Source organism: Zoogloea sp. LCSB751 (assembly GCF_002028455.1).
Classification (GTDB): domain Bacteria; phylum Pseudomonadota; class Gammaproteobacteria; order Burkholderiales; family Rhodocyclaceae; genus Zoogloea.
In genome coordinates this window covers 130,232-155,598 of the sequence record NZ_MWUM01000011.1, presented here as the reverse complement: position 1 = coordinate 155,598, position 25,367 = coordinate 130,232, and the positions used below count along the sequence as shown (strand labels likewise).

Genomic DNA, 25,367 nt, shown 5'->3' with positions numbered 1-25,367 from the left:
TTTGGTTTCAGTATACGCCCGGCGCGGGCTGCGTCAGCCTTGCGGCGGGGCGGTTTCGACGCGCCGGCGCGCCAGATGCGCGGTGATCGTGACGGATAACCGGTCCAGGTGTTCGGCCAGGGCCAGGGCCAGCACCAGGGCTTCCGGATTGCCGTCGCGGGCCGACAGCTCGGTGCTGCGGGCCTGCTTGACGAGGGTGTCCTGCAGGATGCTTCCAGCCATGCCTTTCAGGCCGTGGGCGGCCTTGGTCAAGGCGGCAAGATCCCGGGCATCGACGCCCCGGCGCAGCCGTTCCGCATCGCCGGGCAACTCCTGCAGCACGGTGCCGAGCAGCTTGGCGACGAAGGCCGGCTTGGCCTGGTAACGGGCCTCCAGCCTGGCGAATCCGGCTTCGTCCGCATCGTCTTCCGCTCCGGCGGACGGCGGGGCACTGGGAGCCGGCGCGGAAGGGGCCTGCCCGGCAAGGGGCAGCCAGGTGGACAGGATCTGGTATAGCCGGTCCGGCTCCACCGGTTTGGGCACATGGCCGTTCATGCCGGCAGCGAGGCATTGCTCCCGGTCCTCCGCAAAGGCGTTGGCAGTCATCGCCAGGATCGGCAGGCTGCGCCCGGCCTCCAGCTGGCGGATACGCCGGGCGGCTTCCAGCCCGTCCATCACCGGCATCTGGATGTCCATCAGGATCAGGTCGAAATGGGCTCCGCCGGCCATGCGCTCGACGGCCAGCGCACCGTTGTCGGCCACCTCGACCTGCAAGCCGACCTCCTCCAGCAGATCCCGCGCCACCTGCTGGTTCACCACGTTGTCCTCCACCAGCAGGATGTGCGCCCCAGCCTTGGCGGCATCGAAGCCCGCCACGCCCGAATCCTGGGTGCCGCCCACCACGCTGGCACCGGCCGACAGGGCCCGCGCCAGGGCCTCGGTCAGCTGCAGGCGCTGCACGGGCTTGGCGAGCACCCCGTCGAAATGCACCGCCGCGGCCCCGTCCGGCGGCAGTTCGGCCCCGTAGGCGGTGACCATCAGGATCAGCAGCGGCGCGCCCAGCGTCATGCGGCGGATGTGCGCGGCCACCTCGTAGCCGTCCATGTCGGGCATGCGCCAGTCCAGCAATACCACCCGGTAGGGCACTTCGGCGCCGTCGGCGGCGGCGATCAGCGCCAGCGCCTCGGGTCCCGAGGCCGCCGTATCGACCTGCAGGCCGAGGCTCTCGAGCATCACCTGCAGCATCTCGCGGGCGTCGGGCAGATCGTCCACCACCAGCACCCGCTCCCCAGCGAAATGGGCCGGCCGCAGGACGGCCTTGCCGTCACCCCGCTGCAGGTGGATCACGCACCAGAACGTGCTGCCCTCACCCGGAGTGCTGTCGACACCGACCTCGCCGCCCATCAGCACGGCCAGCCGCTTGACGATCGCCAGACCCAGGCCGCTGCCGCCGTAGCGGCGGGTCGTCCCGCTACTGGCCTGCTCGAAGGCCTGGAACAGCCGCGGGCGCAGCTCCGGCGGCACGCCGACTCCGGTGTCCTGGACCTCCAGGCGCAGGCCAAGCAGATCCCCGCGTCGGGACAGCAGACGGGCCCGCAGCGCGATGCTGCCGTGCTCGGTGAACTTGACCGCGTTGTTGGCGAAATTCAGCAGGATCTGGGCTACCCGCAGCGCATCGCCACGCAGCACCCGCGGGATCTCCGGGTCCAGGTGGGTGACCACCTCCACGCCCTTTTCCGCCGCACGGGCGCCGATCAGCGCGGCCGCGTTCTCGAAGATCGACTCCAGCTCGAAGTCCGCCGACTCCAGCTCGATCTTGCCGGCCTCGATCTTCGAGAAGTCGAGGATGTCGTTGAGGATGCCGAGCAGGTTCTGGGCGGAGTCGGCAATGGTGGCCAGCTGCTGCAGCTGCCGCGGCTCGTGCACATGGCGCTGTAGCAGGTGGGTGAGACCGACGATGGCATTCATCGGGGTGCGGATCTCGTGGCTCATGGTCGCCAGGAAGACGCTCTTGGCCCGGCTCGCCGATTCGGCCGTTTCCTTGGCGGCGACCAGTTCGACGGTCCGCTCAGCGACCTGCTCCTCCAGGTGCTGACGATGCTCGCGCAGGGCCTGCTCGACCTTCTCCCGTTCGCCGATCTCGCCGAGCAGCTCCTCGTGATAAGCCTGCAACTCCTCACGCATCGCCGCGAAACTGGTCACCAGGTCGCCCACTTCGTCGCGCCCCGCCGGTGGCAGCGCCACATCGACACGCCGCCGGGCCAGCGCCTTGGCGGCGCGGGACAGGCGCAGCAGCGGACGCAGTACGATGCCCTCCACCATCACGCTCCACACCAGGCCCAGCAGGGCCACGCAACCGGCCAGCATCAGGGCCAGCTGGCCGTGCTGGGCGTGGCGCTTGGCCAGCCAGCGGCTGAGGTCGATCTGCACCCGCAGGTGGCCGGCCGGCACCCCCAGGTAGGCGATGTCCTTGTCGATCACCTGCATCGCCGGATGGGCGACGATCGCCGCCGGGGCACCCACCATCGGTGGGTAGATCTGTCGACCACGCGCATCGATCAGGCGGATCTCGTGCCAGTCGCGGTTCTTCTTCTGCAGCTCGCCCAGGTTCTCGGTGATGATGTCGAGCTGGCTGGCCAGCATCAGCGGAACCAGGCCTTCGATGACACTGTCGAGGTGGTGATTGACCTCCTCCAGATACTCGGTGCGCTGGTCTTCCAGGTAACGCGGCGTCCACACGAAATTGAGGCCGGCCAGGATCAGCGCACTGCCGAGCAGCAGCGGCAACAGGAGTTTCCAGCGCAGGGAATGGCTCACGATGGCCACCTACTTGCGGTCCATGGCCCAGTACTTCTCCAGCCCCCACTGGCGCATCGGCAGGTAGTCGTCGAGGGAGGTCACCACCGGCCGCGGCATCGGAATGTCGTCGAGCAGGGCCTTGCCCGCCGGGCTGGCGCCGATGGCCAGCAGCGCCAGCCGGACACTTTCCCGCACCGCCTGCGGAATGCGTGGATGGGCGGCCACCGGATGGGACGGGATGTCGCGGGTCGTGTACAGCACCCGCAGCTGGGCCTGGATCGCCGACGGCTGCTCGGCGAGGGTCTTCTGCACGCCGCCGCCGGCCTCGGTGAGGCCGTTGAGCACGTGCAGATAGACTGAGCTGTGGGTCTTCACATTGAGCATCTGCACCCGCACACCGTGCAGGCGCTCCAGCTCGGCGCGCGGCAGCAGGCTGGCACCCAGCGCATTCGGCGACGGCACCGCGATGGTTTTGCCGTCCAGCTCCTTCACGCTCTTCAGCGGACTGTCCTTGCGCACCACGATGATGCCGCGCAGCGGCTCCTCGTCGCGCACCAGCGGAATGTAGCCCTGGGAATCCCGCAGCTTCAGGATGTGGTACGGGTTGGCATAGACGAAATCGAAACTGCCCGCCTCAATGGCGGCCTCGAACTCCGGCACCGACAGGGTCACCTCCAGCTTGATGTCCAGCCCGGTGCGGCGGGCCAGTTCATCGACCACCGGCTTCCAGATGGCGAACAGCTTGCGCTGCTCGAATTGCGGTACGACACCGAAGGTGTAGGTGGTGCCCGCCACGGCCGGCCAGGACGCCGTCAGGCCGGTGGCGGCCAGCGCCGCCAGCATGTGCAGGCAGCTGCGCCGGCCAGGCCGGTAAGTGTGATCGTGCAACAGACGCATGCCGAACTCCCTGGATCCGGCCATGGCGTCGGGCAAGGCTAAGTCTGTTGGGCTGGGCGCCATGGGCCACGTGTTCTTTTTCGTGTGCCTGGGCCCCATGATGGCACTTTGCCCCGTCCACGTACAGAAAGGTGCGGACGGCGGCCGCGCGCCGCGGCGACGGGACTCAGTCCGTACCGGCCAGTAGATCGAGCAGCTGCGGATGGGGCACCGGACGGCTGAACAGGTAGCCCTGGCCACCGCCGCAACCCAGCCCCAGCAGCAAGGTAGCCTGTTCGCGCCGCTCGATGCCCTCGACGATGATCTCCATGCCGAGGGAACTGGCGAGGGCCACGATGGCTTCGATGATGGCCATGCCTTCACGCCTTTCCGGCAGGTGAATGATGAAGGAGCGGTCGATCTTGATGCGGTCGATCGGCAGGTCGCGCAACACGCTGAGGGACGAATAGCCGGTGCCGAAATCGTCGATGCTCACCGCGATCCCGTGCTGCTTGAGGGCGGCCAGGATCTCCATGCTGCGCTCGATGGTCTGCAGGGTGCTCTCGGTGATCTCCAGTTCCAGCGCCGCGGCCGGGAAACCGGTCTGGGCCAGCGTGGCCAGCACGCTGGCAATGAAATCCTCGCGCATGAACTCCCGCGCCGACACATTGACAGCCAGCCGCAGCTGCTCGCCGCTGCGCTGGCGCAAGCCGGCCACCTCGCGGCAGGCCCGTTCGAGCACCCAGCGCCCGAGGCTGTCGATGACGCCGCTCTCCTCGGCCACCGGGATGAAACGCACCGGCGGAATCATGCCGTGCTGCGGATGGTTCCAGCGCACCAGCGCCTCGACCCCGACGATGCGCCCGTCGGCCAGCTCCACCTGCGGCTGGTAGTGGAGCAGCAGCTGGTCCTCCTCGATGGCGCGGCGCAGGCCCTGCTCCAGGTTCAACCGTTCGTTGCTGCGCTCCGCCATCTCGGGGGAGTAAAACTGGTAGCGGTTGCGCCCCGCGGCCTTGGCCGAATACATCGCAATGTCGGCGGCCCGCATCAGCGCGTGGCGGTCGCCGCCATCCTCCGGATAGACCGCGATGCCGATGCTCCCCGAGACGGTGATGCCCTCCCGGCCGAGGCGGATCGGCGCACTGACGGTCTGCAGGATCTTGCCGGCCAGCTCGGCCGCGTACTCCGGGCTGCTGCTGCCGGTGAGCACCACGAACTCGTCGCCGCCCAGCCGGGCAATCGTGTCGGTGCCGCGCAAGGCGCCGCGCAGGCGGCCGGCGACGATGCGCAACAGCTCGTCGCCGACCACGTGGCCAAGGGTGTCGTTGACCACTTTGAAGCTGTCCAGATCGAGGAACAACAGCAGGCAGTGCTGCTGGCTCCGCCGCGCCAGCTCGATGGTCTGTTCGATGCGGTCGTCGAAGAGCAGACGGTTCGGCAGGCCGGTGAGCGGGTCGTGGTGGGCCAGGTGATGCAGCTTCTCCTCGACGACGTGCATCTCGCTCACATCGGAAAAGGCGATCACGTAATTGCCGACACGCCCCTGAGCGTCATGCACCACGCTGAGGCTCTGCCAGGCCGGAAAGGGTTCGCCGCCGCGGCGCCGGCAGATCACCTCGCCCTGCCAGTAGCCGTCCGGATTGGCCGCCAGCTCGGCAAAGAAGGCCGCGCTGCCCTGCTCTCCGCGCTGGATGCGCAACAGCACGTCCACGTCGAAACCGCGCGCCTCGGCCTCGTTGTAGGCGGTGATCCGCGTGAAGGCGGGATTCACTGCGCAGACCCGCCGCTCGCCGTCGGCGATCAGGATCGCCTCGGCAGCGGTATGGAAGACCACGCTCGACTGGCGCAGGCGCTCTTCGATCTTGTGCCTCTCGGTCACGTCCTGCAGCACGCCGACCACCCGGCGCACCGGCCGGGACGCATGGGCCTTCACGTGAGCCTCGATGTAGTGCGGCTCACCATTGTCCCGGGCGGTACGGAACTCGATGCGCCGCGCATCGTCGCTGAGCAGCGCGGCCTGCAGGCCGGCGGCAACCCGCTCGCGGTCATCGGGATTGACGCGGGCCAGGAAAGACGCCTCCCGATCGCCCTCGGCGACCAAGCTGCCCTCACCGAACACGGCGGCGGTTCCGCCATCCCCTGGGCTGCGCGGCTGCCCGGGCTGCCACTCGAAGACGCCCAGCGCCGCTGCCTCCAGGGCCAGCTTGAGGCGCAGCTCGCTGCGCTCCACCGCCACTTCGACCTCCCGGCGAGCGAGGGCCATCTGGATCGACGCATGCAGCTCGCGCACATCCCAGGGCTTCACCAGGTAGCCGAAGGGCCGGCTGTCGAGGGCCCGGCGCAGGGTGTCGTCCTCGGCAAAGGCGGTCAGGTAGATCACCGGGATCCGGTGGCGGGCCTGGATTTCGGTGGCGGCCTCGACCCCGTCCATGTCTCCTTCCAGGTGGATGTCCATCAGCACCAGATCGGGCGCCACGTCGGCCACCTGGCGCACTGCCTGCTCGCCGCTCCCCACCATCGCACCGACGCGATAGCCGAGGGACTGCAGCTGGTTCTTGAGGTCGAAGGCGACGACGCGTTCGTCCTCGACGAGCATCAGATTGATCGGCTTGTCGGCAATCATCGAGATCTCCGGGTCGGCAGGGCCAGCGGGAAGCGTAACGCGAAACGGGCCCCCTCGCCGCTCGCCACGGTAAACCGGCCGCGCAACTGGTCGGCCAGCAGCGGCACCAGCTGAAGGCCAAGGGAAGTCACGCCAGCCAGGTCGAAGCCCTCCGGCAGTCCGACGCCATCGTCGCTCACCGCCAGGTCGAGCTCCGCGCCGACCGCCGTCAGCTCGATCTGCACCGCACCGCCGCGACCGGCCGGGAAGGCGTGCTTGAAGGCATTGGTAACCAGCTCATTGACGATCAGGCCGCAGGGCACGGCGCGCTCCAGGTCGAGGAACTGCGGCTCGCCCGGCAGCACGCAGCGCAGCGCGATGCGCGCGCTGTCCTCCCGGTAGCTGCTGAGCAGCAACTGGGTGAGGCGGTCGAGGTATTCGCCGAGGTCGATGCGCGAGAAATCCTTGCGCTCGTACAGCAGCTGGTGGGTCAGGGCCATCGCCCGCACGCGACTCTGGCTCTCCGCCAGGATGTTGCGCAGGCGCGGATCGCTGGCGTGGGTTGCCTGCAGGTTGAGCAGGCTCGAAATGACCTGCAGGTTGTTCTTGACCCGGTGGTGCACCTCGTTGAGCAGTACGGTCTTTTCCTGCAGCGCATTCTCCAGCGTCTGCTGTACGCGGCGCCGCTCGGTGATATCCACGATCGAAGCCAGCACCATGGTCCCTTCGTCGGTGTCGATCGGGTTGAGGCCGATTTCCACCGGAAACTCGCTGCCGTCGGCACGCCGCGCGAACAGGTCGCGGCCGACGCCCATCGGCCGGGCCAGCGGCGCGTGGAAGAAACCGCTGCGGAACTGCCGGTGCTCGCCGCGCAGGCGCTCGGGCACCAGCATCTCGACGGCCTCGCCGATCAGCGCCTGGCGGGGATAGCCGAACAGCTGCTCGGTCTGGGCATTGACCAGCACGATGCGACCGCTGCGATCCACCATCACCATCGCGCTCGGGGCAAACTCGACGACGCGCCGAAAACGCTCCTCCTGGCGCTTGCGCTCGGTGATGTCCACCACCGCCGCCAGCACCATGAAGCTGCCGCCGGCCTCGATCGGCGTCAGGCCGATCTCCACCGGGAACTCGCTGCCATCCCGCCGCCGGGCAAACAGGTCGCGCCCGCTGCCCATCGGCCGCGGATGCGGATCGGCAAAGAAGCCGGCCCGATAGGCCGGATGATGGCCCGCCAGGCGGGACGGCACCAAGCGGTCGACGGACTCACCCAGCAGCTCGTCGCGGGCATAGCCGAACAGGCGCTCGGCCTGGGCGTTGACCAGCACGATGCGGCCTTCGTGATCCACCATCACCATCGCGGTTGGCGCCCACTCGACGACCCGACGGAATGAGGCATCGCCGGCCGGAAAGGGCTCGCTACGGGACTGCTCGCTCATGAACGATCCTCCGATTGGCCGGCCTGCGAGGATTGGATCGTGGCCGAGAGGCACGGTTCCTGCTGCGACGGGTTAATCTTGACCCACATTCGTGTCCCCATCCAACCATGCCGGAACTCAAGACCCTCATACTCTTCGCCGTCACCGCCGTGGCCGAAATTCTCGGCTGCTACCTGCCCTGGCTATGGCTGCGGGAGGGCCGCAGCGCCTGGCTGCTGCTGCCGGCGGCAGTGAGCCTGGCCGCCTTCGCCTGGCTGCTGACCCTCCACCCCACCGCCGCCGGCCGCACCTACGCGGCCTACGGCGGCGTCTATATCGGCGTCGCGCTGCTGTGGCTGTGGGCGGTGGACGGCATCCGCCCGACCCTGTGGGACGCCATCGGCGGCAGCGTGGCGCTGGCCGGCATGGCGATCATCATGTTCGCCCCACGTTCGTAGGCCGGGGCCGGCAGCCGTCCCCGCCCCAACGAAGGGCCAGCCCCTACGGCGGTCGTCTACAGCGAAACGGCAACCCGGCGACGGGCATGCCTGAGGATCACCCGCACCAGCAGTTCCGGATCCACCGGCTTGGCAATGTGGGCCACCATCCCGGCCTCCAGGCAGCGCGCCTTTTCCTCTTCGAAGGCATGGGCGGTCTGTCCGATGATCGGCAGAGTGGGCGCCAGGGCATGGATCTCACGGGTGGCCGCATAACCATCCATCACCGGCATCTGGACATCCATCAGCACGACCTGGAAAGCCTCGTCGCCGCCGGCACACACCTGCTCCACCGCCTCCTTGCCGTTTCCGGCCAGGGTCACGCGGGCGCCCTCTTCCTGCAGCAGGGCCTCCAGCACCATCTGGTTGACCTCGTTATCCTCCACCACCAGCACCTGCATGTCGGCCAGCCGGGTGCCCGGCAGCGCATCCTCGGCCAGCAGCGGCAATTCGGGGGCCGCACCGGCCGGCAGCGGCTCGCAGGGCAGACGCACCTCGAAGGTGCTGCCGCTGCCGGGCCGGCTGTTGACCCTCAGCAGACCGCCCATCAATTCGACCAACCGGTGCGTGATCGCCAAGCCCAGCCCAGTGCCGCCAAAACGGCGGGTAACGGAGTTGTCGGCCTGCTCGAAGGGGGCGAAGACCTTGGCGATTTCTTCGTCATTCATGCCGATGCCGGTATCGCTGACCCGCAGGATCAATTGCCCGTCGGCAAACTCGGCACTCAGCGTGACACTGCCCTGCTCGGTGAACTTGATCGCATTGGAGAGCAGGTTGAGCAGGATCTGCCCCACCCGCAGCGGATCGGTGACGCAGCGCTCCGGCAGCGGGGTGGCCCGACGGAAGCGCAGCACCAGCCCCTTGGCCTGGGCCCGCGCCTCCATCAGGGCCAGGCTTTCGCCAATGACGCCGGCGAGCTCCACCGGGATCGCCTCGATGCGCAGCTTGCCAGCCTCGATCTTCGAGAAATCGAGGATGTCGTTGATGATGCCCAGCAGCAACTGGCCGGACGACAGGATGCGCGCGAAGGTATCCCGCGCCCGGTCGCGCCCCTGGCTCTCCCGGTAGCCGATGTGGGCCAGCCCGAGCACACCGTTGAGAGGGGTGCGGATCTCGTGGCTCATGTTGGCGAGGAACTCGCTCTTCGCCTGTGCGAGGCGTTCGGCCTCGGCACGGGCCGCCACCAGATCGGCGGTGCGTTCCGCCACCAGTTCTTCGAGGTGGTCGCGATAGCGCGCCAGTTCCTGGTCCTTCAATACCCGCTCGGTGATGTCCTGCAGGATCGCGATGCCGCCGATCAGGCCGCCGGCCGGATCGCGCAGCGGCGAACAGTTCATCGCGATGTTCAGCTCCTTGCCCGCAAAGGTCGTCCGGTACGGCCCCTCGTACTCGCCGAGGCGCCCCTCCAGCGCCGCCCGCAGCGCCGGCTGCACACGCCGGTCGCTGAGCTGGCTACAGTCCACGTGCGCCATGTAGTCGTGGGGCACCTGCATGATCTCGGCAAATTGGGTGTTGCAGTAGCTGACCTTGAGTTCGGTGTCGTACTGCAGGATCCCCACCGGCGAGAACTGCAGCAGCAAACGGTAACGCGCCTCGCTTTCGCGCAGGGCCAGTTCCGCGCGCTTGCGATCGCTGACATCGGACTGCACCCCCTCCCACAGGATGTCGCCATTCGGCAGGCGGGTCGGGCGCGACAAGATCGCCATCCAGCGCGCCTCGCCATTGACGTCCACGCGCCCCTCCCATTCGAAGGGGCCCGGCCGCTCGCGCACGGCCTGGCAGCGCGCCACATAGCCGGGATAGTCGTCGGCATGGATATGCCGCGTGACAATGTGGGGGTCGGCGAGGATCGCCGCCTCGTCGATGCCGACCTGCTCGCAGAAGCGCGGGCTGACATAGTCGAAGCTGAAACTGCCGTCGGCACGCACCCGCTGCTTGAAGACGCCGGCCGGCATGCGCTCCACCAGCTTTTCATACTCGTCCAGGGCGGCCTGCAGGGAGGCCTGCACCTCCTTGCGCTCGGTGATGTCCAGCGAAACCCCGTGCACACTCACCGGCCGGCCGTCGGCGTCCAGATCGACGCCGCCGATTCCATGGATCCAGCGGATCGCGCCATCGGGCAGCCGGATCCGGTATTCCTCGTCGAAGGGCTCGCCCCGCTGCATCAGGCCCTCGCGGAAGCGGGACACCACCCGCAGCCGGTCATCCGGATGGATGCGCTCGGCCCAGATGTCCACACTCAGGGGCTCCTCCGGCGCCCCCCCAAGGATCCCGCGCAATTGCGCCGAGCTGTAGGCCTCGCCGCTGTGCAGATCGATGGAGAACACCCCCAGGCCGGCCACCTGCTCGGTGGCGCTGAGCACCTGATCGCGATTGCGCAGATCGGCGAGCGTCCCTTCCAGACGGGCATGGCTTTCCCGCAGGTTTTCGGCACTCTGGAACTGGCGCCGGTAAAGCCGCCCGATCAGCACCGCGGAGCCCATCGACACCAGCAGAAAGACCGCCAGCAACTCGACGGTATGACGTACCGACTCGTTCCAGTCGGCCAGATAGTCGTCGGTGGCCATGCCGACCACCAGGATGAAGGGCAATCCGTCCACCCGCCGGAAGGTGTTCAGCCGCTCGATCCCGTCGGAAGCGGTGACCGTCCGGTAGCTCGCTTCCGGACGGCCGCTGGCGACAAGGGTACGCAGGTCGTCGGACACCTTCGTGCTGCCTATCATCCCCGCCGGCCCGGGCACCGGTGGGGAACGCACGATCAAGCCGAGATCCTCGTAACGCAGCGTGGCGCCGCCCTGGGGCCCGAGTTGCTGCCGGGGCAGCAGGCGGTTGAAGTGTTCGAGCGGCACCACCGCGGTGACGACCCCGGCGAAGGCCCCGTCCGCATGCCGCAGGCGACGCGCGAAGGTGATCACCCAGGTACCGGTCACCCGGCTGAGCACCGGCCGGGCCACGAACAGGCCGCGCCCCGGATCGTCGCGCAGGACCTTGAAATAGTCCCGGTCGGAGACGTCGATGCCGGCCGCCGAGCCGGTCCGGCTGAACCACCAGCGCGGCCGGCCGTGGGCGTCGAAGACGCGAAAGCCGTCGGTTTCGGGCAGCCAGGACTTGTAGCGGGCCAGCAGGCCCAGCAGCTCCGCGTTGGACAGATAGCCGGCGCCTTCACGCTCGGACCGTTCGATCTCGTCCACCAGGGCCAGCAGCGTCACGTCGATGGTGCGGCTGGTGCTGACCAGGCTGTGCTCGACGGCTTCGACCAGATTGCGGGTCGTCAGGGTCGCCAATGCCTCTGCCTTGCGCTGGCTCTGGCTCAGGTTGAAGGCCGCCAGGGCGATCGCCGCCACGTTGGTCAATACCACGGCCATCAACAGCAGGCGGTGGAACCGACCCGGAACGGATGCAGGAAAAAACGCGAACGACGGCAGTTTCATGAGCCAACCCAAAAAGCACCGCCACTCACAAGGATTGATAGCGGCGCAACAGGCGCTAACGGCAGGTGGCGATCAGTCTGAAGGCAGGTGTCACGGCATTGACACCCCCATTCCACGCTTTCGTCACAGGCAGCGTGCACATTGTCACGCATGGACATCCTGCCCCTGCATCGCACCCGCCGACGGCTCGCCGCACATACGCTGCTGTGGCTGCCGGCGCTGCTGCTGACCAGTGCCGACGCAGTGGCCTGGGGCCTGTACACCCATGTCTATTTCGCCCAGTTGCTGCTTTGGGCGATCCCCCTTGCCGACCCGGCCCTGCACCGCCTGGCACGCCGCCACCCGAAGCTGGTGATGGCCGGCGCCTGCCTGCCCGACGTGGCCCTCACCGCCCGCAGCGCCGGCGCCGAGGCCCTGGCCACCAGCCACCGCTGGCCCCAGCTGCAGGCGCTGATGGATACGGCCCGCGGCGATGCCGAGCAGGCCGCAGTGCTCGGCTACGCCAGCCATCTGATGGCCGACATCATCGCCCACAACCACTTCGTGCCGGCCCATGAGCGGCTGTGGTTCGAGTCGGAGCTGGCCACCCACGTAGCGGTGGAATGGGCCATGGACCGCCACGTGGCGCCGCAACTGTTCGCCCGCCCGGCGGATCTGATGCGCAGCGAGCGGGACGTCCTCGCGCCGCTGATGGGGCGCGCCTTCCAGTGCCATCCGGACAAGGTCGGCCAGGCCCTGGCCACCCTCACCAAGGGCGAAAGCTGGCTGCGCAACAGCGGCCTGCACGCCGGGCTGTACCACGCGGCGCGTTTCATCGACCGTCGCGTGCAGCGCCGCTTCAACCTCTACCTCGGCCACACCGGCCGCCGCCTCGGCCAGCTCGGCCGCCTGCTGGAAGGGGAACAGCCCGGCTGGCTGGCCGAAGTCGAACCGGTCGAAGCCCGCGCCAGGCTGATTACCGCACCGCGCCGCCTGCTGCGGGCCTGCCTGCCGCTGCCGGAGGACTTGTTCGTCGCCCAGCAGGCGCACACGGCTTACAGCCCGACCATCGCCTCCGGACGCACCCACCCGTCGAACTCCTCCGCCGTCACGTAGCCGAGTGCCAGCGCCGCCTCGCGCAGCGTGGTGCCGCGGTGGTGGGCCAGCTTGGCAATCTCGCCGGCACGGTCGTAGCCGATATGCGGACTCAGCGCCGTCACCAGCATCAGCGACCGCTCCACCAGCTCGGCAATGCGCGGGCGGTTCACCTCGATGCCCCGCGCGCAGTGCGTGTCGAAACTGGTCATCCCATCGGCCAGCAGACGCGCGCTACCGAGGAAGTTGTGGGCGATCAGCGGTTTGAAGACGTTCAGCTCGAAGTTGCCGGACGCGGCGCCCAGCGTCAGCGCCACATCGTTGCCGAAGACCTGGCAGCACAGCATCGTCAACGCCTCGCACTGGGTCGGATTGACCTTGCCGGGCATGATCGAGCTGCCCGGCTCGTTCTCCGGGATCAGCAGTTCGCCGAGACCGGAGCGCGGCCCCGAGGCCAGCCAGCGCACGTCGTTGGCGATCTTCATCAGGGCCGTGGCGAGCTGCTTGAGAGCCCCGTGGGCGCCGACCAGCGCATCGTGGCCGGCCAGTGCGGCGAACTTGTCGGGCGCGCTGCGGAAGGCCAGCCCGGTGCGCCCCGCCAGCTCGGCGGCGACCCGCTCGCCGAAGCCCGGCGGCGCGTTGAGCCCGGTGCCCACCGCGGTGCCGCCGATGGCCAGCGCCAGCACCGCCGGCAGGCTGGCAACGATGGCCGCTTCCGCCAGGTCGAGCTGGGCCACCCAGCCGCCCATCTCCTGTCCGACGGTCAGCGGCGTGGCGTCCTGCAGATGGGTGCGGCCGATCTTGACGATGTCGGCGAACTCCGCGGCCTTGGCGGCCAGTGTCGCCAACAGCGCGCGCAGGGCCGGCAGCACCCCGTCGGCCAGCACCTGCACGGCAGCAACATGCATGGCGGTCGGAAAGACGTCGTTGGACGACTGGCCCAGGTTCACATGGTCGTTGGGGTGCACCCGCCGCCCCATGCCGCGTTCGCCGCCGAGCATCTCGGAGGCACGGTTGGCGAGCACCTCGTTCATGTTCATGTTGGTCTGGGTGCCGGAGCCGGTCTGCCACACGGACAGCGGAAAGGCCTCCGGGTGATCGCCCACCAGCACCTCGTCGGCGGCCGCGACGATGGCCGCCGCCTTGTCGGCAGCCAGTACGCCAAGCTCGCCATTGACCACCGCGCAGGCGCGCTTGACCTCGGCCAGTGCCGTGATCAGCGCGGCCGGCATGCGTTCGATGGAGATCGCGAAATGGTGCAGGGAACGCTGGGTCTGGGCGCCCCACAGGGCGGTAGCGGGAACGTCGATGGGGCCGAAGGAATCCCGCTCGGATCGGGTCGGCGTGCTCATGCGCATCTCCTGGCTACCGGGCATAGTTTCAGTCTAGTCCCTCGCAGCCGATGCAGCAGGCCATCGGGCGCGGCTTTACAACAGCGTGACGGCACCGTAGGCCAGCGTGGCGCCGATCGCACCGCCGGCCAGCACGTCGCTGGGATAGTGCAGGCCGAGCACCGGACGGGACACGGCCACCAGCGCCGCAAAGCCGAACACCGCCGGAGCCAGCGGTGGAAAATGCTGGGCCAGCACCAGGGAGAAGCTCACCGCGTGCAGGGTGTGGCCGGACGGGAAGCTGAACTTGTCGAGGGGCGCACCGGTGCACACCACGTCGCTGACCACCTCGAAGGGACGCGGGCGCAGCGTGCGGGTCTTGAGGATCTTGTAGACGATCACCCCGATAACGCCGACGGCCAGCATCTGGCGCAAGGCCGGCAGGGCCTCGGCGCCGAACAGCGCGAACAGGCAGGCCGCCAGGGTGTACCAGGCCACCCCGTCGCCAAGCCGGCTCACCGCCCGCATCAGGTCGCGCAGGCCACGATGGCGGGACAGGCGGTTGGAGCGGACTGCCAGGCGGTCGTCGAGCAGTTGCAGGCGGGCGGGCAGCACGAACATGGGTTTACCTCCGGGCAGCGACGGGGGAACTCAGGATGACCTGGCGCTGCAAGGCCACCAGGCTGTCGACGATGGCCTGCCAGGCCAGGCTGGCCACCCGCTCCCGCGCAGCGAGACGCTGACGGGCGCGTAATTCGGGGGCCTCGGCCAGGGCCACGGCGCCGTCCACAAAGGCCGTCTCGTTGCCCGGCTCGGCCAGCCAGCCATGCACCTGATGGCTGACCAGCTCCTGAGCGGCGGCGTCCCGGTAGGCCACCACCGGCAGGCCGCTGGCCAGGGCCTCGGCGACGACGTTGCCGTAGGTCTCGGTGAGGCTGGGAAAGAGGAACAGGTCGCCGCTGGCGTAGTGCTCGGCCAGCGCCTCGCCGGTCTGCGGGCCGGTAAAGATGGCCCGCGGCTGGCGCGCACGCATGCCCTGCAGGGCCGGGCCGCTGCCGACCATGATCAGGCGGGCCCGCGGCTGGCGGGCGTGGATCGCCTCGAAGGCCTTTTCCAGCAGGGCCAGGTTCTTTTCCGGGGCGATGCGGCCGACGTACACCACCGCCAGATCGTCCGGCTCCAGCCCCCAGCTGCGGCGCAGCAAGCCACTGCGGCGGTCCGGATCGAACAACCGGGTATCGACGCCGCGCGACACCACATCCACCCGCGGGATGCCCTGTCCGGCCAGCTCAAAGCACAGGGCGCGGGTCGGCACCAGAGTCAGGTCGGCCCGGTTGTGGAACTTGCGCAGGTAGGCAGCGATAGGGCGCTTCAGCCAACCGACGCCGTAGTGGCCGCTGTAGCGGTGGAAATTGGTGTGGAACTCGCTGATCACCGGCAGGTTCAGCTTGCGCGCGGCGGTCAGCGCCGACCAGCCGAGCGGACCTTCGGTGACGACCTGCACGACGTCCGGGCGCTGATGCGACCAGCGCCTCAGCAGCACCTTGCGGGCCGGCAGGCCGAGCTGCAGATTGGCATAGCGCGGCAGCGGGATGCCGCGGGACAGCATCTCCTCGATACCGTCGTTTCCACCGGCGATGGCGCCCCCCTCCTGGGCCTGGCGCGGGCGGATCAGATCCACCCGGTGGCCGGCGGCGACGAGGCCGTCGACGATGCGCCCGGTGGTCATCGCCACCCCGTTGATTTCAGGCGGATAAGTCTCGGTCACCACCGCCACCCGGAGGGAGGTCCGATGGCTGGCGAGTTCCTGGCAGATGAGTCCGGCGTGGTCCATCCCACCAGTGTTGCGGCGGCATGCTGCACCGGTGTTACGGCGAAGTGATGGGTGGATGACGGCCGTCAGCCTTTTCGCCCGCCCCGATTTGCCGCATGCTTGCGGCACATCCCGTGGGCACGGATCTCGTTGGGGCGCATTCATCCGCCCGCAACGCGCGAATCCACCTCCGCGGGCGAATGACTTCGCACCTACATCCGATGAACTCGCCTCCCCACCTCAGCACCGAATGGCAGATCTGGTTCGACGGCTCGGCCTACCCGAATCCCGGACGGCTGGGCCTCGGCGCGCTGCTGCGCGGCCCGGACGGACAGCACATTGAACTATCGACCACCGCCCACGGCAACGGCTGCAACAACGAGGCCGAGCTGCTGGCCCTCGAACAGGCCCTGCGCCTGGCTGGGGAGGCTGGAGCCGCCCACCTGCGGGTGCGGGGCGACAGCGATTTCGTAGTCCGTCATCTGAACGGCGAAGCGCGCACCGACATCGCCCGCCTGCACGGCATCATCGAGCGGCTGCAGACCGAGCTGGGTGCTTTCGTGTCAGTGCGCCTGGAGTGGGTCCCCCGCCACCGCAATCCGGACGCCGACCGCCTGTCGCGGGCCGCCCTCGGCCTGCCGGACAAGCCGGCGCCACGACCTATTTCCCGACGTCGGCGGCGCTGACGCCCTTCTCCGCCAGCTCTTCGGACAGCAGGCGGGCGGCGATCAGGCCGTTGACGAGGCCGAACACCGTCGCCGCCAGCGCAAAGACCGGCACCAGGTAGAACACCCCGTCATGGGGCACCAGCCACACGCGCGCCACCAGCACCTGGCCGCCGATGTGCGCGAAGGCTGCCAGTACGCTCTGGCTGACCGGGCCGAACCAGCGTTTCGGCAAATGCATCGCCAGCCCCAGCACCACCAGGCTCATCACGCCACCTGTCAGGCTCAGGAAGAAACCCGGCGCCAGGAACTGGCCGAGCAGCAGGCTACCGACCAGCACCCTGAGCAGCGCCACCCAGGCCGCCTCGCGCCAGCCCCAGCGGGCCAGCACCACCAGCGTGATGATGTTGGCAAGGCCCGGCTTGATGCCCGGCAGCGGCAGCGGGATGGCCGCTTCCGCAACGGTCAGCACGATGGCCGCCGCCGCGTGGCGGGCCACCCGGTGGTCGTCCGCTGTCGGCTTGAGTTCGATCTCAGTAGTTGAGGGAGTCATAGTCGGCAGTGCGCCCGGACAGGGACAGGCTGACCTCGTTGGGCGCGCAGATCGCCACCGCGCCGGCGCTGCTGAGCCAGCCCTGGCGCACGCAGTACTGGCGCGGGCCGGGATCGGCGGCAACGCGGGCGCGGCCCGGCTGCACCTCGATGCGGGTTGTGCCGATCGGACCGGGCACTTCCACCACCCGCGGCGCATTGAGGTCGACTTCGGCAAAGACGCGGCCGCCGGCGCGGATGATGGCCTTGTCCGGATGTCCGCCCTGCCACAGGGTCAGCGCCGACAGCACGCATACCCCCAGGGCGACGCCGAGGGTCAGGACGTCGCCCGCCTGCAGGTAGCTCGCCCACACGGCCAGCCAGCGGCGCAGGGCGACGGCCCGGTTCATTTGAAGGAGCGGTGGCGCACCTGGACCCGCGCATTGTCCTGAAAGCGCGCAGCCAGCTGTTCGGCCACATACACCGAACGGTGCTGGCCGCCGGTACAGCCGATGGCGATGGTCAGATAGCTGCGGTTGTCATTGACGTAGGCCGGCAGCCAGGAGGCCACGAAGGCATAGATGTCGTCCACCATCTGCCCCACCTCGGGTACCTTTTCAAGGAAGTCGATGACCGGCTGGTCCCGCCCGGTTAGGGGACGCAACAGCGGATCGTAGTGGGGGTTGGGCAGGCAGCGCACGTCGAAGACCAGGTCTGCATCCAGCGGAATGCCGTGCTTGAAGCCGAAGGACTGGAACAGCACGGCGATCTGGCTGCCGGCCTCCAGATTCATGAAATTCTTGATCCAGTTGCGCAGCGTGTTGGCTGCCAGGTCGCTGGTGTCGATGCGCTGGCCGAGCTCGGCGATCAGCGCCAGCTCTTCCCGCTCGCGGGCTATCGCCTCACCGAGGGTGCTGAACGCATCGCCGAGGGGATGGCGGCGGCGGGTCTCGGAGAAACGCGCGATCAGCACGTCGTCGCGGGCGTCGAGGAACAGGAAGCGCAGGTCATCGACCATCCCCCGCAGCGCCTCGACCTGTTTGGGCAAAGAGACGATGCCGGCCCCCGAGCGCACGTCGACGGCCACCGCGATGCGCTGGTAGCCGGCACCGCGCAGGTGGGACACCAACTGCGGCAGCAGCGCTGACGGCAGGTTGTCCACCACATAGTGGCCGCAGTCCTCCATGACATTGAGGGCGACGCTCTTGCCGGAGCCGGACAGTCCACTGATCAGAACGAGTTGCATGAGGTCGGGCAATCCTGTTTCGAAAACGAAGGTGGGGTTTGCACCCGCGCCAGAGGGTCCCGCAGCCGGGAAAGGGGCGAGGGCGGAAACAGCATAAACAAAATTTTTCGCCACAACCATCCGCGTTTCCGCGCAGATCGGGGATTTGCCAGATTTTCAGGCCGCCCGCAGCGTCTGTCCGTGGGCCCGCGCCACGCCGGCACGTTCAAGTTCCCGCAGCAGCCATTCCGCCAGCTTGCCGGCATCCAGACCGAGAAAGCGGCGATTGGCCTCCCGGTACAGGGGCACCCGCTCCAGGTAGGCCGGCAGGCCGTCGATGTCCATCTGCCCGGCGTCCAGCAGGGCGAAGGTGAAGCATGCGCGGATCGCGTTGCGGGCCATCCGCGCACCGTCTTCCTCGAAGGCGCGCAGACGGGCGAACGCGGACTCCAGCGCCTCCTCCACCTCGACGAAAGGTGCGCCGTGGCCGGGAATGACCTGCTCCACCGGCAGGCGGGCAATGGCCTCCAGCGTGGAGCGCGCGCCCTCCAGTCCACCGCCGGCACCGAGGACCTCGGCGAACAGGATGCCGAAGCCGTCCCGCCACAGGGCGTCGCCCGAGATCAGCAGGCGCGCGTCGGGCGCGTGGAAGACCAGCGCGTCCATGTCGTGACCGGGGGCCGCCAGGATTTGCCATTCGTAGCCGCCCATCTGCAGACGCTCGCCGGCGGCGATGACGTGATCGGGCCGGAAGGCCTCGCCCTGCTGGGCGGCGGTACTCAGCAGCAGGGCCGCCTCGTCCCAGGCGTGAACGGCCTCGGCGATGCCCGCCGGCACGCCGATGGCACAGCCAAAGGCGCGCTGCACCGCCGCGTTGCCGCCGATGTGATCGGAATGGGAATGGGTGTTGAGGAGACGGCCAAGACGCCGTCCATCCAGCGCTTCGCGCAGCAGTGCGACAGTCTGGCCGGCATGGGTGACGTAGCCGCTATCCACCAGCGTGGCCGTGTCGCCGTCGAACAGCAACACGTTGTTGGCGGACAGCCAGCCGCGCTCCAGCACCCGGATGCCGGGCGGCAAGGGACAGGCGGACATGGCCGACGCTCAGTCTGACGCGTCCGCCGGCGAGCCGGCGACGGGTTTCAGGCTGTCGGTCGCGCTGTCCTGGCCGCCCACCGCGGAATCGGTCTCGCCGAAGATCTCGTCGGCACTGCGGCCGCAACCGATGCAGTAGCCGCTTTCGTCGATCTGGCAGATGCCGACGCAGGGATTGTCGTCGCTCATCGCGGCGTCCTCAGGCGGGCTGCGCGCTGGCCGCCGGGCCATCGAAGAGGGCCGCCTGGCGCCCGGCGATCAGGTCCAGAATGGCCTGCTTGCGGGCCTCGCTGGCGCCACTCCACTCGGTGATCTCGGGAATGGTGCGGAAACAGCCTGCGCAGTAGCCGGCGGCCTCATCCATGCGGCAGACGTTGATACAGGGGGAGGGGATGCTCATGAAACACTCTCTGGGTCAAGGATGCCCGCCGCTGCGTGGCGACGGGTCGTGGTTGGAACGGCTTGTTGGGGGGAGTTCATTCGCCCGCGGACTTCGTTCAGGCGGCGGACGGCGACGCCATTCAAAGTTGCTTCTCATCGCGGATGCGCTTGCCGACGGCCGGCGGGTGGTGCTGACCCATGGCTCGCAACAGTGCCGCGACATTGTCCTCGATCTGCAGCAGGCCGCGGTTCTCGGCCTTCATGAAGCCTTCGCCAATGCCACGGTCGAGCATCTGGATCAGCGGCGAGTAGTAGCTTTCCACATTGAGCAGGCCGACCGGCTTGGCGTGGAAACCGAGCTGGGCCCAGGTGAGGATCTCGAAGAGTTCCTCGAAGGTGCCGAGCCCGCCAGGCAATGCGATGAAGCCATCGGCCAGTTCGGCCATGCGCGCCTTGCGGGTGTGCATGGAGTCCACCACCTCCAGGCGGGTCAGACCCTCGTGACCGACTTCCCAGTCCAGCAGCGCCCGCGGGATCACGCCCACCACCTTGCCGCCGGCCGCCAGGCAAGCATCTGCGACGGCGCCCATCAGGCCGACGTTACCGCCCCCATAGACCAGCTCGACGCCCTTCTCGGCCAGCGTCTGGCCGAGCGTCTCAGCCACTTCCCGGTAGACCGGCCGGCCGCCCATGCGAGAACCGCAGAATACGCAGATACGCCGCATCGCCCGCTCCTCAGTACGGCCCCTTGGCCAGCCAGCGCTCAAGCTGGAGCAGGCGGTCGTTACCCCAGAAGCCCTCACCTTCGACGATGAAGAAGGGCGAGCCAAACACGCCGCGGGCTTCGGCCAGATCGATCTCGGCCTTCAGGCGGGCCTTGGTGCCGGCATCCGCGAAGGCTGACGAAACGTCTTCCCGGTCGAGACCCAGCGTTTCGGCAATATCGAGCAACACCGCGGTCTCGGCGATGTTGCGGCCGTCCACGAAATAGGCGCGGTACACCGCGTGGGCAAACGTCCGCGCCTCGTCCGGGTTGCGATCGCTGAGCCACTGGAAGGCGCGGGCGGCATGCTCGGTATGCAGCGGGTAAGGGCTGGGCTCCTTGAAGGGGATTTCGAAAAAGGCCGCCGAGCGCTCAACGTCGCGCCGCACATACTCGGAGCGCATCAGCGCGGACGGGATGCGCATGCCGCCCTGGGGCTGGAAATGGGCGTCGAGGACGATGGCGTGCCACATCACCGTGCGGCCATATTTTTCCGCGATGACGTCGATCTGCTCGGAAGCCAGGTAGCCGTAGGGCGAGGAAAAGTCGAAATAAAAATCGATCGGGGCGGACATCCAGGTCTCCGGGGTCGTGGGGCTTTGATTCAAGGCCCCGCATTATCCATGGCAGGCGCTTCGCGATGGGCAACAGACCCGCGGCACAAGTTCCTCACGTAATCAAAAGCCGCCTTCGGCCAGCCACTTCTCGACCTGCGACAGGCGGTCGGCGCCCCAGAAGGCCTCGCCGTCCACGAAGATGAAGGGCGAGCCAAACACGCCACGGGCCAGCGCCAGTTCGCTTTCGGCGATCAGCCGGGTCTTGATCTCGGCGCTGCCGACGACGGCGGACAATTCGTCCCGGTCCAGGCGCAGACCGGCGGCCACGTCGAGCACCACGGCCAGGTCGGAGATGTTCTGATCATCGACGAAATAGGCGCGGTAGATGGCCAGCCCGAACTGACGGGCCAACACCGGATCACGGTCGTTGATCCACAGGAAGGCGCGGGCGGCATGCTGGGTCGGCAGCGGAAAGCTGCTCGGCTGACGGTAAGGCAGGCCGAAATAGCGCGCCGAGCGCTGAATATCGTGAAGGGAATAAGTGCCCTTCAGCGGAATGCTGGGCAGCGGCCCCAGCCCGGTGACCTTGAAGGTGGCGCCGAGCAGGAAGGGGTGCCACAGCACGCTGCGCCCGTAGCGGGCAGCCAGCTCGTCGATCTTCTCGGCGGCGAAGTAGCCGTACGGGGACGAGAAGTCGAAGTAGAAATCCAGCGGCGCGGCGGAACGTTGGGGGGTGTTCATGGCGGCAATCTCCCGTTCAGGCGGCCTTCGGCCACAGGATCATCTGGGTGCAACGGAACAGGGCCAGGCGCCGGTCGCTACCGCCACAGCGCACTTCGGCATCCCAGACGTGGGTGTTGCGGCCGAGGTGCACCGCGGTGGCGTCGCACAGCAGCACGCCGTCGGTCTGGGTGCCGAGGAAATTGCTCTTCAGCTCGATGGTCGTGAAGCTCTGCGCCCCGTCGGGCAGGTGGGCGATGGTGGCGTAGCCGGCCGAGGTATCGGCCAGTGCAATGATCGTCGCCGCATGCAGGAAGCCGTTGGGGGCCAGCATCTCGGGGCGGATCAACATGCGCGAGGACAGTTTGCCGGGCGCCAGTGCGACCGCCTCGAAACCGAACCAGCCCGGCAGGTGCCCGGCACCGCGGCTGTTGAGGGATTCCAGGCTGACGCCTTCGCGCAATTTGAAATCGGCCATCGCCGCATGTCTCCTGTTTTGTGCTGCCGGTTTACCCGGCTTTTCTTTTTGGCTCCGGAGCCGCCGGGCTGTCGCCCCGGCTCCCCTTAGGGGCGAATTCATTCACCCTGCCACGTTTATCCGCCTCCGCGGGCGAATTCATTCGCCCCTACAGGAATGTTCCGCCCCCTGCGTGGAGCGGACATCCTGCAGATCAGGCCTCCAGCGCTTCCAGCGCCGACAGGTAGCGCGGGGTGAGATCTTCCGGCCGGCTGACGTTGATGCCCAGGTCGCGGATCAGGCCGTCCTTCAGGCCGTAGGCCCAGCCATGCACGGTAAGGCGCTGACCGCGCCGCCAGGCGTCCTGCACAACGATGGTCTGACAGACGTTGACCACCTGCTCCAGCGCATTGAGTTCGCACAGACGATCCTGACGCAGCTCCGGCGGCAGCGCATCGACGCGGCTGGCGTGCTTTACATGCACGTCCTGCACGTGACGCAGCCACAGGTCCACCAGTCCCACACGCTCGCGGCGCAGCGCCGCACCGACGCCGCCGCAGCCGTAGTGACCGACCACCATGATGTGTTTGACCTTCAGCACATCGACGGCGAACTGGATCACCGACAGGCAGTTGAGGTCAGTGTGCACCACCACGTTGGCGACGTTGCGGTGGACGAAGACTTCGCCGGGCAGCAGGCCGATGATCTCGTTGGCCGGCACGCGGGAATCGGAACAGCCGATCCACAGGTACTCGGGGGCCTGCAGCTTGGACAGCTTCTCGAAGAAACCCGGGTCCACCTGGCGCATGTGCTTGGCCCAGGCCAGGTTGTAATCGAAGAGGTGGAACAGGTTCTCGTTATTGACCTCGGTCTCGTTCCAGTTATCCAGATCGAGGGCCAGGAACATGGTGCCTTCGAGCGGCGTCGGATAATAGGCCGGCGCTTCCGTGAAGCCCAGTTCGCGATACAGCTTGACGGCGATGCGCATCGCCGGCTGGGTATCGATCAGAATGCGGCGGTAACCCAGGCTCTTGGCTGCCTTGATGGCCGCCAGGGCCAGTTCGCGTCCGACGCCATTGCCGCGGAGCTCGGGCTCCACGTACAGGCGCTTCATCTCGCAGACACCTTCGGTGAAGGGGCGGATGCCGACGCAACCGGCGGGCTGGCCGTCGAGTTCTGCAAAGAACAAGCGCCCGGCCGGCGCCGAGTATGCCCCCGGCAGGCTGGCCATTTCATCGCCGAAGCTCTGAAACGCCAGATCCACCCCCAGCCATCCTGCATAGTTGCGGAAAAACTGGCGGACATGTTCGAGTTCGACACTGTTGTCGGAGCCGAGAACGCGGAGTGTTACTGCCATCGATCTTCTCTTCCTTTGAAAACGGAACAGGTCAGTACGATACCCGTCCTCGCCCCCGGTTTCACCCATGATGGCGGCGGAAAAATCCCCCGCGACACCTTATCAACCCCGCGGCAAAAGGCTCGCATGGCACACGGGACAAGGCTTACGACACGACAGATTACGCTTACGTTAACGTAATTTTCCTGCTAAAAATCATGGTGCGTCGCGCAAACGGGCTGCCAGTTCGGCACGGGCTGCCGCCGCACCGGCAGGATTTTCGGCCAGGAGTTCGGTGCACTGCTTTTCGAGCATGGCGATTTCCCCCAGCACGGCTTCGATGTCCTCGCGCTGCTGCTCGATGGCCCGGCGCCGGTCCGCCAGCACGGCGAGGAAGCGCTTCAGCTGGGGCGCGGCATTGCGCACGCCATCGTACATGCCGAGCAGTTCGCCGATCTCGGCCAGCGACAGGCCCAGGCGCTTGCCGCGCAGGATCAGACGCAGGCGGGTGCGGTCGCGCCGCGCATAGACACGGTTGCGGCCGGCGCGGGTCGGCGCGAGCAGGCCTTCGTCCTCGTAGAAACGGATCGCCCGCGGGGTAATCCCGAACTCGCGGGCGAGATCGGTGATGGTGTAGGTTTGTTCCTGGCTCATGAGTCGAGTCGGACGCGGCTTACGGCGTCAGGGCACGGAATGGCGCGCAGTAGATCAGATTTCAACAGCGCGGGCAACGCGCACACTTCCCAATAAACATTACAAGACCCAACCAGGAGAACGGCATATGAGCGAGACCTTGGAATACCCCTTCGACACCCTTCCATCCGAAGGCACGACGCTGACGGTAGCGCCCGGGGTGCACTGGATCCGGATGCCGCTGCCCTTCGCCCTCAACCACATCAACCTGTGGCTGATCGAGGATGGCGACGGCGTGGCGATCGTGGACACCGGCTTCGGCCTGGAGGCTACCCAGCAAGCCTGGCAACGCATCCTGGCAGACGTCGGCAAACCGGTGACACGGATCATCGTGACCCATTTCCACCCCGATCACCTGGGCCTCGCCCAGTGGCTGTCGGAACGCACCGGCGCCGGCATCACCATGACTCACGGCGAATACCTCAGCGGCCATGCCGTCTGGCACCAGCTGGGGGGCTACGGCACTGAGCCGATGGTCGCCCAGTTCCGCCGCAACGGCCTCGACGAGGAACGCTGCCAGGCCCTCGCCCAGCGCGGCAATGCCTATGAGCGCGGCGTCCCTTCGCTGCCGTCCCGCTACGAACGCGTCGTGGATGGCGAATGCCTGCGTATCGGCGGCCGCGACTGGGAAATCATCGTCGGCTACGGCCATTCGCCGGAGCACATGTCCCTCTTTTGCGAGGATGCCGGCATCCTCATTTCCGGCGACATGCTGCTGCCGCGGATCTCCACCAATGTCAGCGTTTTCGCGGTCACGCCCGAGGACGATCCCCTCGGCCGCTTCCTCGATTCGATCCGCAAGTTCAAGCGATTGCCGGTAACAACGCTCGTGCTACCATCCCACGGGAGTCCGTTCCGCAATATCGGCTTGCGCGTGGATCAGCTCGTCGAGCACCACGATGCACGCTGTGCGGAACTTCTCGCCGCCTGTGATGTGCCGCGTTGCGCGGGGGAACTGCTGACGACGCTGTTCCCGCGGCCGCTCGACACGCATCAGGTCATGTTTGCCATGGGGGAAGCCATCGCCCACCTGAACCATCTCGAGCGCAAAAGGGAGGTGTGCCGGTCGGTGGATAGCGATGGAATTGTCCGTTTCGTCAAAAGCCATTAATTAGGAGAGCCCA

At 67.7% G+C, this 25,367-nt stretch carries 24 protein-coding genes; 4 read left to right on the top strand and 20 right to left on the bottom strand.

Annotated elements, in window-relative coordinates; all coding sequences use genetic code 11:
* Positions 1-33: 33 nt before the first annotated feature.
* From B4920_RS14265 to B4920_RS14250, 4 genes are all read right to left on the bottom strand, one after another.
* The gene (locus B4920_RS14265; RefSeq protein ID WP_139379512.1) at positions 34-2,796 is read right to left on the bottom strand and encodes a response regulator; all 2,763 of its coding nucleotides are present in this window, start codon (positions 2,794-2,796) and stop codon (positions 34-36) included.
* A 9-nt stretch (positions 2,797-2,805) separates the two neighbouring features.
* Positions 2,806-3,675 (bottom strand): phosphate/phosphite/phosphonate ABC transporter substrate-binding protein, encoded by an 870-nt coding sequence (locus tag B4920_RS14260; RefSeq protein ID WP_079435365.1) that lies wholly within the window; start codon positions 3,673-3,675, stop codon positions 2,806-2,808.
* 166 nt (positions 3,676-3,841) lie between these two features.
* A complete protein-coding gene (locus tag B4920_RS14255; protein ID WP_079435364.1) occupies positions 3,842-6,277 on the bottom strand; it encodes an EAL domain-containing protein in 2,436 nt (811 codons plus the stop codon).
* Positions 6,274-7,695, bottom strand: coding sequence for a sensor histidine kinase (locus B4920_RS14250; protein ID WP_079435363.1), 1,422 nt, complete (start codon positions 7,693-7,695; stop codon positions 6,274-6,276). Before B4920_RS14250 ends, B4920_RS14255 begins: the two co-directional genes overlap by 4 nt.
* Before the next feature lie 107 nt (positions 7,696-7,802).
* Here B4920_RS14250 and B4920_RS14245 point away from each other — a divergent pair, with 107 nt between their 5' ends.
* Positions 7,803-8,132 (top strand): YnfA family protein, encoded by a 330-nt coding sequence (locus tag B4920_RS14245; protein ID WP_079435362.1) that lies wholly within the window; start codon positions 7,803-7,805, stop codon positions 8,130-8,132.
* A 56-nt stretch (positions 8,133-8,188) separates the two neighbouring features.
* On the opposite strand, the gene B4920_RS14240 is transcribed toward B4920_RS14245, so the two are convergent.
* Positions 8,189-11,602 (bottom strand): ATP-binding protein, encoded by a 3,414-nt coding sequence (locus tag B4920_RS14240; protein ID WP_079435361.1) that lies wholly within the window; start codon positions 11,600-11,602, stop codon positions 8,189-8,191.
* Between the two features lie 150 nt (positions 11,603-11,752).
* On the opposite strand from B4920_RS14240, the gene B4920_RS14235 reads away from it, so the two are divergent.
* Positions 11,753-12,697 carry a zinc dependent phospholipase C family protein gene (locus B4920_RS14235; protein WP_079435360.1) on the top strand — a complete coding sequence of 315 codons (945 nt, stop codon included), beginning with the start codon at positions 11,753-11,755 and terminating at the stop codon, positions 12,695-12,697.
* Here B4920_RS14235 and fumC read toward each other — a convergent pair.
* The 3 genes from fumC to B4920_RS14220 all read right to left on the bottom strand — a co-directional run bounded on the left by fumC (position 12,637) and on the right by B4920_RS14220 (position 15,841).
* Positions 12,637-14,028, bottom strand: a complete 1,392-nt coding sequence (gene fumC / locus B4920_RS14230) for a class II fumarate hydratase (protein ID WP_079435359.1) — start codon at positions 14,026-14,028, stop codon at positions 12,637-12,639. The two genes, B4920_RS14235 and fumC, sit on opposite strands and share 61 nt — an antisense overlap.
* Positions 14,029-14,103: 75 nt before the next feature.
* Positions 14,104-14,628 (bottom strand): phosphatase PAP2 family protein, encoded by a 525-nt coding sequence (locus tag B4920_RS14225; protein WP_079435358.1) that lies wholly within the window; start codon positions 14,626-14,628, stop codon positions 14,104-14,106.
* A gap of 4 nt (positions 14,629-14,632) precedes the next feature.
* Positions 14,633-15,841 carry a glycosyltransferase family 1 protein gene (locus B4920_RS14220; protein WP_079435357.1) on the bottom strand — a complete coding sequence of 403 codons (1,209 nt, stop codon included), beginning with the start codon at positions 15,839-15,841 and terminating at the stop codon, positions 14,633-14,635.
* Between the two features lie 200 nt (positions 15,842-16,041).
* On the opposite strand from B4920_RS14220, the gene B4920_RS14215 reads away from it, so the two are divergent.
* On the top strand, positions 16,042-16,506 hold the full coding sequence (locus tag B4920_RS14215) for a ribonuclease HI family protein (protein ID WP_079435356.1): 465 nt from the start codon (positions 16,042-16,044) through the stop codon (positions 16,504-16,506).
* On the opposite strand, the gene B4920_RS14210 is transcribed toward B4920_RS14215, so the two are convergent.
* The 12 genes from B4920_RS14210 to B4920_RS14155 form a co-directional block, all read right to left on the bottom strand.
* Positions 16,481-17,038: a Gx transporter family protein gene (locus tag B4920_RS14210; RefSeq protein ID WP_173862667.1), complete on the bottom strand. Its 558-nt coding sequence runs from the start codon at positions 17,036-17,038 to the stop codon at positions 16,481-16,483. The two genes, B4920_RS14215 and B4920_RS14210, sit on opposite strands and share 26 nt — an antisense overlap.
* Entirely contained in the window at positions 17,019-17,426 is a 408-nt protein-coding gene (locus B4920_RS14205; protein WP_088179468.1) for a NusG domain II-containing protein, read from the bottom strand. Before B4920_RS14205 ends, B4920_RS14210 begins: the two co-directional genes overlap by 20 nt.
* Positions 17,423-18,262 carry an RNase adapter RapZ gene (gene rapZ / locus B4920_RS14200; RefSeq protein ID WP_079435355.1) on the bottom strand — a complete coding sequence of 280 codons (840 nt, stop codon included), beginning with the start codon at positions 18,260-18,262 and terminating at the stop codon, positions 17,423-17,425. The genes B4920_RS14205 and rapZ overlap by 4 nt, the downstream gene beginning before the upstream one ends.
* Before the next feature lie 156 nt (positions 18,263-18,418).
* Positions 18,419-19,336 (bottom strand): MBL fold metallo-hydrolase, encoded by a 918-nt coding sequence (locus tag B4920_RS14195; RefSeq protein WP_079435354.1) that lies wholly within the window; start codon positions 19,334-19,336, stop codon positions 18,419-18,421.
* Between the two features lie 9 nt (positions 19,337-19,345).
* Positions 19,346-19,525 (bottom strand): DUF1289 domain-containing protein, encoded by a 180-nt coding sequence (locus B4920_RS14190; protein WP_079435353.1) that lies wholly within the window; start codon positions 19,523-19,525, stop codon positions 19,346-19,348.
* 10 nt (positions 19,526-19,535) lie between these two features.
* Positions 19,536-19,736 carry a DUF1289 domain-containing protein gene (locus tag B4920_RS14185; protein WP_079435352.1) on the bottom strand — a complete coding sequence of 67 codons (201 nt, stop codon included), beginning with the start codon at positions 19,734-19,736 and terminating at the stop codon, positions 19,536-19,538.
* Positions 19,737-19,857: 121 nt separating this feature from the next.
* On the bottom strand, positions 19,858-20,442 hold the full coding sequence (locus B4920_RS14180; protein ID WP_079435351.1) for a TIGR00730 family Rossman fold protein: 585 nt from the start codon (positions 20,440-20,442) through the stop codon (positions 19,858-19,860).
* 10 nt (positions 20,443-20,452) lie between these two features.
* Positions 20,453-21,055 (bottom strand): 2-hydroxychromene-2-carboxylate isomerase, encoded by a 603-nt coding sequence (locus tag B4920_RS14175; protein WP_079435350.1) that lies wholly within the window; start codon positions 21,053-21,055, stop codon positions 20,453-20,455.
* A gap of 102 nt (positions 21,056-21,157) precedes the next feature.
* Positions 21,158-21,778, bottom strand: coding sequence for a 2-hydroxychromene-2-carboxylate isomerase (locus B4920_RS14170; RefSeq protein WP_079435349.1), 621 nt, complete (start codon positions 21,776-21,778; stop codon positions 21,158-21,160).
* Between the two features lie 16 nt (positions 21,779-21,794).
* Complete coding sequence (locus tag B4920_RS14165) at positions 21,795-22,235, bottom strand: PaaI family thioesterase (RefSeq protein ID WP_079435348.1); 441 nt, start codon at positions 22,233-22,235, stop codon at positions 21,795-21,797.
* A 193-nt stretch (positions 22,236-22,428) separates the two neighbouring features.
* Complete coding sequence (gene can, locus B4920_RS14160; protein WP_079435347.1) at positions 22,429-23,571, bottom strand: carbonate dehydratase; 1,143 nt, start codon at positions 23,569-23,571, stop codon at positions 22,429-22,431.
* A 195-nt stretch (positions 23,572-23,766) separates the two neighbouring features.
* Entirely contained in the window at positions 23,767-24,204 is a 438-nt protein-coding gene (locus tag B4920_RS14155; protein ID WP_079435346.1) for a MerR family DNA-binding transcriptional regulator, read from the bottom strand.
* 127 nt (positions 24,205-24,331) lie between these two features.
* Here B4920_RS14155 and B4920_RS14150 point away from each other — a divergent pair, with 127 nt between their 5' ends.
* On the top strand, positions 24,332-25,354 hold the full coding sequence (locus B4920_RS14150; RefSeq protein WP_079435345.1) for an MBL fold metallo-hydrolase: 1,023 nt from the start codon (positions 24,332-24,334) through the stop codon (positions 25,352-25,354).
* Positions 25,355-25,367: the final 13 nt, after the last annotated feature.

Coding starts and splice junctions, on each gene's coding strand:
- B4920_RS14260 (WP_079435365.1), bottom strand. CDS start 3,675: ATGCGTCTGTTGCACGATCACACTTACCGGCCTGGCCGGCGCAGCTGC.
- B4920_RS14255 (WP_079435364.1), bottom strand. CDS start 6,277: ATGATTGCCGACAAGCCGATCAATCTGATGCTCGTCGAGGACGAACGC.
- B4920_RS14250 (WP_079435363.1), bottom strand. CDS start 7,695: ATGAGCGAGCAGTCCCGTAGCGAGCCCTTTCCGGCCGGCGATGCCTCA.
- B4920_RS14245 (WP_079435362.1), top strand. CDS start 7,803: ATGCCGGAACTCAAGACCCTCATACTCTTCGCCGTCACCGCCGTGGCC.
- B4920_RS14240 (WP_079435361.1), bottom strand. CDS start 11,602: ATGAAACTGCCGTCGTTCGCGTTTTTTCCTGCATCCGTTCCGGGTCGG.
- B4920_RS14235 (WP_079435360.1), top strand. CDS start 11,753: ATGGACATCCTGCCCCTGCATCGCACCCGCCGACGGCTCGCCGCACAT.
- fumC (WP_079435359.1), bottom strand. CDS start 14,028: ATGAGCACGCCGACCCGATCCGAGCGGGATTCCTTCGGCCCCATCGAC.
- B4920_RS14225 (WP_079435358.1), bottom strand. CDS start 14,628: ATGTTCGTGCTGCCCGCCCGCCTGCAACTGCTCGACGACCGCCTGGCA.
- B4920_RS14220 (WP_079435357.1), bottom strand. CDS start 15,841: ATGGACCACGCCGGACTCATCTGCCAGGAACTCGCCAGCCATCGGACC.
- B4920_RS14215 (WP_079435356.1), top strand. CDS start 16,042: ATGAACTCGCCTCCCCACCTCAGCACCGAATGGCAGATCTGGTTCGAC.
- B4920_RS14210 (WP_173862667.1), bottom strand. CDS start 17,038: ATGACTCCCTCAACTACTGAGATCGAACTCAAGCCGACAGCGGACGAC.
- B4920_RS14205 (WP_088179468.1), bottom strand. CDS start 17,426: ATGAACCGGGCCGTCGCCCTGCGCCGCTGGCTGGCCGTGTGGGCGAGC.
- rapZ (WP_079435355.1), bottom strand. CDS start 18,262: ATGCAACTCGTTCTGATCAGTGGACTGTCCGGCTCCGGCAAGAGCGTC.
- B4920_RS14195 (WP_079435354.1), bottom strand. CDS start 19,336: ATGTCCGCCTGTCCCTTGCCGCCCGGCATCCGGGTGCTGGAGCGCGGC.
- B4920_RS14190 (WP_079435353.1), bottom strand. CDS start 19,525: ATGAGCGACGACAATCCCTGCGTCGGCATCTGCCAGATCGACGAAAGC.
- B4920_RS14185 (WP_079435352.1), bottom strand. CDS start 19,736: ATGAGCATCCCCTCCCCCTGTATCAACGTCTGCCGCATGGATGAGGCC.
- B4920_RS14180 (WP_079435351.1), bottom strand. CDS start 20,442: ATGCGGCGTATCTGCGTATTCTGCGGTTCTCGCATGGGCGGCCGGCCG.
- B4920_RS14175 (WP_079435350.1), bottom strand. CDS start 21,055: ATGTCCGCCCCGATCGATTTTTATTTCGACTTTTCCTCGCCCTACGGC.
- B4920_RS14170 (WP_079435349.1), bottom strand. CDS start 21,778: ATGAACACCCCCCAACGTTCCGCCGCGCCGCTGGATTTCTACTTCGAC.
- B4920_RS14165 (WP_079435348.1), bottom strand. CDS start 22,235: ATGGCCGATTTCAAATTGCGCGAAGGCGTCAGCCTGGAATCCCTCAAC.
- can (WP_079435347.1), bottom strand. CDS start 23,571: ATGGCAGTAACACTCCGCGTTCTCGGCTCCGACAACAGTGTCGAACTC.
- B4920_RS14155 (WP_079435346.1), bottom strand. CDS start 24,204: ATGAGCCAGGAACAAACCTACACCATCACCGATCTCGCCCGCGAGTTC.
- B4920_RS14150 (WP_079435345.1), top strand. CDS start 24,332: ATGAGCGAGACCTTGGAATACCCCTTCGACACCCTTCCATCCGAAGGC.